Source organism: Streptomyces sp. NPDC058872 (genome assembly GCF_042743065.1).
GTDB lineage: Bacteria > Actinomycetota > Actinomycetes > Streptomycetales > Streptomycetaceae > Streptomyces.
In genome coordinates, this window is record NZ_JBHYMK010000020.1 from 118,563 (window position 1) to 126,166 (window position 7,604).

Here is a 7,604-nt window from a genome sequence, read left to right on the forward strand (position 1 = left end):
GGGCCGCATTGCGTGGGTCACTGAAGCGACAGATTGAACCGTTTTCGAAGACCCCCGCCGAAGCCCTCAACGAGCACCTACTATCCCTCCAAGAAAACGGTGTCGCGACGACCGGCTGAGTCCGAGCAATACACGAGCTTCAGGCTGGCCGAGCATCTGGACGCGGTCGGCATCGCGGCCTCGATCGGCTCCGTCGGCGATGCGTACGACAACGCTCTGATGGAGAGCACGACCGGCCTGCTCAAGACCGAGCCGATCAAGCCACAGCGGACCTGGAAGACCCTTTCCCAGGTCGAGCTGGCTGGCCACCGCCGAGTGGGTCGACTGGTACTGCCACCGACGGAGACACCGGATCGCGTCGAGTATCGCCCGTTGGCAGTACGCCTCCGGCTGCCCACCCCGGCCCCGCATCCAGCCCGGCACCGGCAGCAGCGGCCGAACCACAGCCCACTCCGCGTCCGGCATGTCCGAGGGATACCGCTGAACACGTTCCGGGTGATCGGCCGCGTTCCCGAACCTGTGAGCGACACAATCACACGACAGAACAGCCGAGTCGAACCCCACCGGCGCGAGCACGTACAACTGCGGCAACACGGTCTCCTGGATCTCGGTTGGCTTCGCAACCCCGAGCTACCAAGAGGCTCTGCTTCCATGCCCACGGCCGGCCGCGATCACCCGATCGAGACTCCCACTCGACGCCCACTCCTCAAGATCGGAACGACAACAGCTACTGAGCCTCAGACAATGAGGCCATGCGTATTCGAGACGTCCGGAGCGAGGGACTGCCTCTGCTCCCGGACATCGAGCGAGCGGCCGGACGGTGCTTCCGCGACATCGGCATGCCCGAGACCGCGGAGGACGAGCCGCTGCCGCTCGATGAACTCGCCCGGTACCAACGGCCGGGACCGGCCTGGGTGGCCGTCGACGAGTCCGACGCTCCGATGGCCTGTCTCATCGCTGACCGCGTCGACGGCAACCTTCGCATCGAACAGATGTCGGTGCACCCCGACAGTGCGGGCCAGGGCATCGGACGGTCGCTACTGGACCACCTTGCCGAGCGGGCGGCAGCCCACGGAGTTCCCGCCCCGACCCTCACGAGGTTCACCGAAGTGCCGTGGAACGGCCCCTACTACGCACGTTGCGGATTCCGGGCGCTGGACGACGACCTGCTCAGCGCCGGTCCGCAGGACATCCGTACGCGCGAAGCGGCTCACGGCTTGGACAGGTGGCCGCGGTCGCTCATGCACCGGGCAGTGCGACGGTTCCATCGGGGCGGTTGCCCAGTGGCACCGGTGCCGGCCGTCAGCGTCAACCCGGCGGATCTAGTAGATCTGGCCGGTCTGCGGGTTGGGGTCGCTGCCGTCGCCCAGGCGGGGGGTCTCGTCGGGGTAGAGGTTCTTCTGCTCGGTCATGTTGAAGTAGAGGTAGCCCTCCGGGCAGCGTTCCGGCTGGAGATTGCAGGCGGCCGTGTGCCTGAGGAAGAGGTGCCCGTCGGCTGTCTTCTCGTAGTAGGTCATGCCGCTGCCGAAGGGGTCTTCGTAGAGGCAGGCCGGCGCCTGCCGCAGGGCGTCTTCGTACTCGGTCCGGTTCCGCGCCGCATTGAGGGCGCTTTCGGCGGTATCGCTGAGGGTCGCACCGTTGGGGAGCACGCTTGCCATGAGGAGGTCCTCGGTTCAGTCGGCGTGGGCAAAGATGATCAACATCAGCGTAGGGTCCGGTTTCCGGCCGTGTCAGCCGAACGCGGAAAGGGAGCCGGCCTGCGTCGCCACCAGGACCTCCGGATCGCCGGTCTTCCCCTGTCCGCCGTGACTGCCCGGACAACCACGTCCCGGAGCCGGGCGGTGGTTTCCAGAGAGAGGACGTGATCGACGTCGAGGCCGACCGGCCTCGCACTACTGGGTCCCCCTTGCGGCGACCTCGATGTCTGTGGAGGCATGCCATGCAGATCCGCCCCCTGCGGGACCGGCTTGCGGTCGAGCGAATCGAGAGCGCGGAACTCCCTCCTTGCTGCCGGGGCAGGGGTACTTGCGCTGGGAGAAGGCGAGCTCCGGGACAACGGCACGGTTCGCCCGGGGGACATCGTGGTTTTCCATGACGGCTTCGTCCTCAAGGTGGAGCAGATCGACGGCCGGGAAGTGCTGTTCATGAGCCACTCGAGCATCACGGCAACCGTTGAGGAGTAGGCGTCGATACCCGATCTCCCTGCCCAGGCGGGGAGATCCTCCGCCCCCTTGAGCGTGGCTGTGCCGCGTCCAGCGGGGCGGAGGAGCCGGGTGTGAGTCCGGTTAAACGACCGCTGCCCGGGGGCAGGAGATGTTGCCCGCTCCCGGTGTCCTGGCATCAACCGTGTGCGCCGGCGGTAGGACCCAAATGCTGTGCCGGGGGTGCCACCATCTCAAGACCAGCCCCGAGTTCGGGGCAATCTCCGTTCGGGCTACCGCACGCTAGACCTGCCCACGCCATTGATTCCACGGATATGAGCGGTAGGGGAGAAGACATTGTTTTCTCCGTTCAGGATCGAGTCCCCGAACACTGGAATAGCTTGATTCTGGGATTGGTCCTGGATCTGCCCGCCCTCGTCACCGAGTCCCAAGAGGCCGCTTACCGTGGTTGCAGGGGATGCGTCGTCGGCATGTGCGGTTCCGGCCATGCCGAGTGCGGCCCCTGCGATGGCGAGTGCGGCGAGCGTGCGCCGAGCGGTGTTGTGCATACCACGCCAACGATTGCGACCCCGGCGGGACACGTAACCCTACTCGCCAATCGATATCCCGCCCGGTTGGAGGTGACCCCCTTATGCCCCGTAGACCCCGCCCCCGTGCCCGGTACCCGGGTGCCCCGAACTGACTGCCCGTGGTGGCCGCTGTGCGGCTCATGAGCGTGAGGCGGAACGGCGGCGCGGTACGTCTACCGAGCGGGGGTATACGACCCGTTGGCAGCGCGTACGGCGTGCGTTCCTGTACCGGCATCCCTGGTGGGGCCTTGACCCTTGATGCTGGACACACGAGACACTGGATCCTGAGGATCTGAGAACGGACATCTCGTGGTCATGAAGAACTATCCGCCGCAGTTCAAGGCGGACGCGGTCGCGCTGTACCAGTCGCGGCCCGAGGCGACGATCAGGCAGGTCGCCGCCGATCTGGGGATCAACCCCGAGACCCTGCGGAACTGGGTCCGTGCCGCTGGTGCGAGCCGGCCGCGGGGGCGCCGGGCAGAGGTGCCGACCGAGCCACCGACACCGTTGGAGGCGGAGAACGCCGCTCTGCGCAAGAAGGTCCGCGAGCGGGAGGAAGAGCGCGAGATCCTGCGCAAGGCGGCGAAGTATTTCGCCGGGGAGACGCGCTGGTGAACCGCTTCCAGTTCGTCGCCGACCATCAGCGCCGTTACGGCGTGAAACGGCTGTGCACCATCCTGGGCATCGCCCGCTCCAGCTTCTACTACTGGCGTCGGACAGCCGCGGACCGGGCCGCCCGGCAGGTGGCTGACGCCCGCCTCGCCGCGCGAATACGGGCCGTGCACCGCGAGTCGGACGGCACTTACGGCGTCCCCAGGATCACGGCCGAGCTCCGCGAGGCGGGCGAGCGCGTCAACCACAAGCGGATCGCGCGGGTGATGCGGGGTGCCGGCCTGACGGGCGTGCGCTTGCGCCGCAGGCACCGCACCACTGTTGCGGACCCGGCCGCAGCGAAGGCCCCGGACCTCATCGGCCGCGACTTCACGGCGAGCGAGCCGAACACGAAGTACGTCGGCGACATCACCTATCTCCCCCTCGACGGCGGGAAGTTCCTCTATCTGGCCACCGTCATCGACCTCGCCTCACGCCGCCTGGCCGGCTGGGCGATCGCGGACCACATGCGCACCGTCCTCGTCGCCGACGCCCTGGCCGCCGCCGAACGCACCCGCGGCAGCCTCGCCGGGGCGGTCATGCACACCGACCACGGGGCCCAGTACACCAGCCGGACCTTCGCTGACGCCTGCCACCGGGCCGGCGTCCGCCAGTCCATGAGCGTGATCGGCAGCTCGGCGGACAACGCGCTCGCCGAGTCCTTCAACGCGACCTTCAAACGAGAAACGCTTCAAGGCCGAAAGCACTGGTCCAGCGAACGCGAGGCCCGCCTCGACGCGTTCCGCTGGCTGCACCGCTACAACACCCGACGCCGTCACTCCCGCCTCGGACAACGCAGTCCCATCGCCTACGAGACAGCACTCGACACAACATCAACTACCCTGGCCCAAGCCGCATAGCCCGTGTCCAAGATTCCGGGTCAAGGTCCGTGCCTGCTGTGCGGTCGCACGGCCACGGTCGCGGACCACTTCTTAGTATCCGTCCCTCGAGGCAACGACCGTCGTAGCAAGCTCGCTCAGACCCCCCGCCTCGGGTCACTCCTGTCGTACTTGAACTGGGATCGCGGCCGGTTTCCGGATCGACGTCGGCACCGCGCACGCCTGCGTCCACACCCTCACCGACCTGCTCGCCCGGCGCGCCCGGCCTCACCCGGGCCCTCCGCGACGCCGATCCCGGGTACGTCCTGGTCGGGGGACCCTCGCCGAGTGCGACCAACGCCGGCGACGGCGGCGCCGACCACTTCGGAAAGCACCGACGCCACGGCGTGAACCACCAGGTCATCACCAATCCGGCAGCCGGACTGGCGTGGGTCCCACGCGCGCTGCCCGGCCGCACCCACGACCTGACCACGGCCCGCCGACACCGCATTGTGAAGACCTGCGTCCGGCTCCGCAGCCCAGCCCTGGCCGACATCCGGCACCGGCAGGACCTTCCCAGGCCCGACAAGACGCCCACTCCGCAAGGAACTCAGCCCCGGGCAGCGGTCAGTGAGCCGGGCTCACGCCCGGCTCCGCCACCCGTTCGAACGCGGCGTTGCCACGCTCGAACGCCGGAGGATCTTCCGCCACGCCCGCTGTAGCCCGAACCGGTTGCCGTCAGTGGTCAAGGCCGTCCCCGTCCTGGAGGCGCACCATCGAACAGACTCACTGACAGTGGCGGCGCGACTGCGCTGACGGTACCCTCCCCGAAGATCACCGGCATCCAATCGGGGGAAGCTCATGCCGCAAACGGTCCGCACGTCTCCAGGAGAGCTCCCGCTGATCGGGCATGCCGGACGGCTTGCGGTGGACCCGCTGGGCTTTCTTGAGCAGCGGCGGGCATCAGATCCAGTAGTCGCGTTGCGCCTGATGGGGCGGGAGTGCTTCCTTGTCAACAGTGCCGAGGCGGCGATGCAGGTGCTCGTCGCGCGGCAGGAACGTTTCGACAAGGGCGGCCCGTTCATGGAGGCGGCCCGCCAGTTGGTCGGGAACGGTGTGATCACCTGCTGTGCCGAGGACCACCGGGCTCAGCAGCCGGTGATGAAGCCCGCGTTCCACCGCAGCCGGGTCGCCGGCTACACCGACGTGATGCGCGAGTGCGTGGTGGAAGCGACATCCTCTTGGCAGGCGGGCCAGGTACTCGATGTCGGGTCCGCGATGTACCGGGTGGCGGCGCTGGTGGTCGCGCGAACACTGGTATCCGCGCCGGCCGGCAGGCAGGCGGCACAGGTGATGGCGGAGGCGCTGCCGGAGCTCCTGCGCGGTCTGCTCCGCCGGATGCTGATCCCGGCGGACTGGGTTCACCGCGTTCCGACCCCGGCGAACCGGCGCTTCGATGCGGCGCGCGCCCGCCTGCACGCGGCCATCGGTGAGGTCATCGCCCAGTACCGGCAGCATGAGCAGGGCCGGCAAGACCTGCTGTCGCAGATCATGGCCTGGGACGAGGACAGCGGACGCCGACCTGGTGATACCGAGGTGCGTGACCAGGTGATGTCGGTGCTGGCCGCAGGCGTGGAGACATCTGCCTCGCTTCTCGCCTGGACCTTCCAACTCCTGGGTCGCCACCCGGAAATCCAGCACCGGCTGTGGGAGGAAGTCGACGGCGCCCTGGGAGAACGTCCGGTCACCTTCGAGGATCTGCCGTCCCTGCCCTACACCAAGCGGCTGCTGACCGAGATCCTGCGGCTGTACCCACCCACCTGGCTGCTCAGCCGCATCGTCGTCGAACCGACCGAGATCTGCGGATTCCTGCTGCCCAAGGGTGCCGACGTTCTGGTCAGCCCCTACGCCCTGCAACGCAACCCCGAGGTCTTCCCCGACGCCGACCGGCTCGACCCGGACCGCTGGCTGCCCGAACGCCTCACCCCCGGCCAGCGCCAGTCGTTCCTCGCCTTCGGTGCCGGACGCCGCCGGTGCATGGGTGAGTTCTACGGCATGACCGAGACCACCCTCGCGCTGGCCACCATCACCCGCACCTGGCACCTGCGCCCGACCCGGCCGGCCTCCCTACGCCCGCGGCCGCGCTTCCTGCTCGTCCCCGCCGAACAACCCCTCACCCTGCACCTGCGCACCCGGGAAGGCGCTCCGCGGTGACCAGCCTCCCCAGCCCTGGCCTTCAGCCCGGCGACGCAGTCGAACCGAGTTCCTACCCCAGCTTTCGGCTACCGTCCCTCCCACGCTTCCAGCCCGCACTGCGCCGCCCCGGCATCGATGACCTGGAGCACTCCTGCCGTACATGGCTGGACGACGCCCTGCGGGACGCCCACGCCGACAGCCCGCAGGCGTTCGAGGAGTTCCTCCACCAGCGCACCACCTTGTGGAACCTGCTGGCCTACCCCACCACCGACACCGAGCGGACGAAGACGATCTGCCACTGGATCGATGTCCTGTTCAGCATTGACGATCTCTTCGTCCACGCCCCGCGCCCACGCCTTGAACGCCTGGGTCTGCACCAGCTCGATGCCGTCCTCGACGACGACCAGCCCGCCCCCAGAGCTCCCTACCCGCGCGTGCTGCACATGCTGGCACAACGCATCCGCGCCGGCATGCCGTCCGGCCTGTGGAACCGTTTCGCCCACGAGATGAAAGGGTTCTTCGCTGCTTGCCGCACTGAGCGGGACTGGCTTGAGGCCGGCACGGCCGTAGACATGGCCGCTTACGAGGCATCGCGGATCAAGAGCGTAGGCGAATGCTGCTTCCCGCTCCTGGAATACGGACTGGGCATCGACCTCACCGACCACTTCACCGGAATGCCGGAGCTCGGGCGGCTCAACCATCTGGTGGCACGACACTGGGTCGGCGTCAACGACATCTTCTCCTACCGCAAAGAGCTCTACAGCGGCGACACCATCAACGAAATCACCCTCGCCCTCACCACCAACGGCGGCAACCTGCAAGCCGCAGTCGACCGCATCACCGACACCATCCAACGAACCGAGGACGAGTTCTGCGCCCTCGGCGAGCACCTGCTGACCACAGCGCCGGGCCGGGACCCGGCAGTCAGCCAGTACATCGAAGCACTGCGATGGATGATCGCCGGCAACCTGGAATGGTCCTACATCACCACCCGCTACAACGGCCAAGACCACACCTGGAACGGCCACACCGCCGCCACCGTCATCCTCGCACCGCACCGAACCCTCTTCCGGCCTGAGCAGGCCCTGTGAGCGCCTGGCACGGTAACCGGCGCAGGGCTTGATCAAGTTCCCTGGGTGTCCGGGTTGTTGGTGATGCCCAGGAGGGGGAGGGCTCGTTCGGGCTGGTCGCGGATTGCGCGGGTGGTC

4 protein-coding genes and 1 pseudogene are annotated in these 7,604 nt (G+C 67.9%); 4 read left to right on the plus strand and 1 reads right to left on the minus strand.

From position 1 onward, the window contains the following. Nucleotides 1-839: 839 nt before the first annotated feature. Nucleotides 840-1,109: pseudogene (locus ACFW22_RS15745) on the plus strand (GNAT family N-acetyltransferase); the annotation flags it as partial. A 213-nt stretch (nucleotides 1,110-1,322) separates the two neighbouring features. Here ACFW22_RS15745 and ACFW22_RS15750 read toward each other — a convergent pair. After that, the gene (locus tag ACFW22_RS15750; RefSeq protein ID WP_384878825.1) at nucleotides 1,323-1,658 is read right to left on the minus strand and encodes a hypothetical protein; all 336 of its coding nucleotides are present in this window, start codon (nucleotides 1,656-1,658) and stop codon (nucleotides 1,323-1,325) included. A gap of 1,382 nt (nucleotides 1,659-3,040) precedes the next feature. Here ACFW22_RS15750 and ACFW22_RS15755 point away from each other — a divergent pair. The 3 genes from ACFW22_RS15755 to ACFW22_RS15765 all read left to right on the plus strand — a co-directional run bounded on the left by ACFW22_RS15755 (nucleotide 3,041) and on the right by ACFW22_RS15765 (nucleotide 7,487). Continuing rightward, nucleotides 3,041-4,242, plus strand: a protein-coding gene (locus ACFW22_RS15755; protein ID WP_386403779.1) for an IS3 family transposase whose coding sequence is annotated in 2 segments (ribosomal slippage) — nucleotides 3,041-3,332 and nucleotides 3,332-4,242 — 1,203 coding nt in all. Because the reading frame shifts where the segments join, the coding sequence is not laid out codon by codon here. An 819-nt stretch (nucleotides 4,243-5,061) separates the two neighbouring features. After that, nucleotides 5,062-6,414 (plus strand): cytochrome P450, encoded by a 1,353-nt coding sequence (locus ACFW22_RS15760; protein ID WP_386403782.1) that lies wholly within the window; start codon nucleotides 5,062-5,064, stop codon nucleotides 6,412-6,414. Beyond that, a complete protein-coding gene (locus ACFW22_RS15765) occupies nucleotides 6,411-7,487 on the plus strand; it encodes a terpene synthase family protein (RefSeq protein ID WP_386403786.1) in 1,077 nt (358 codons plus the stop codon). Before ACFW22_RS15760 ends, ACFW22_RS15765 begins: the two co-directional genes overlap by 4 nt. The last annotated feature ends 117 nt before the right edge of the window (nucleotides 7,488-7,604 follow it).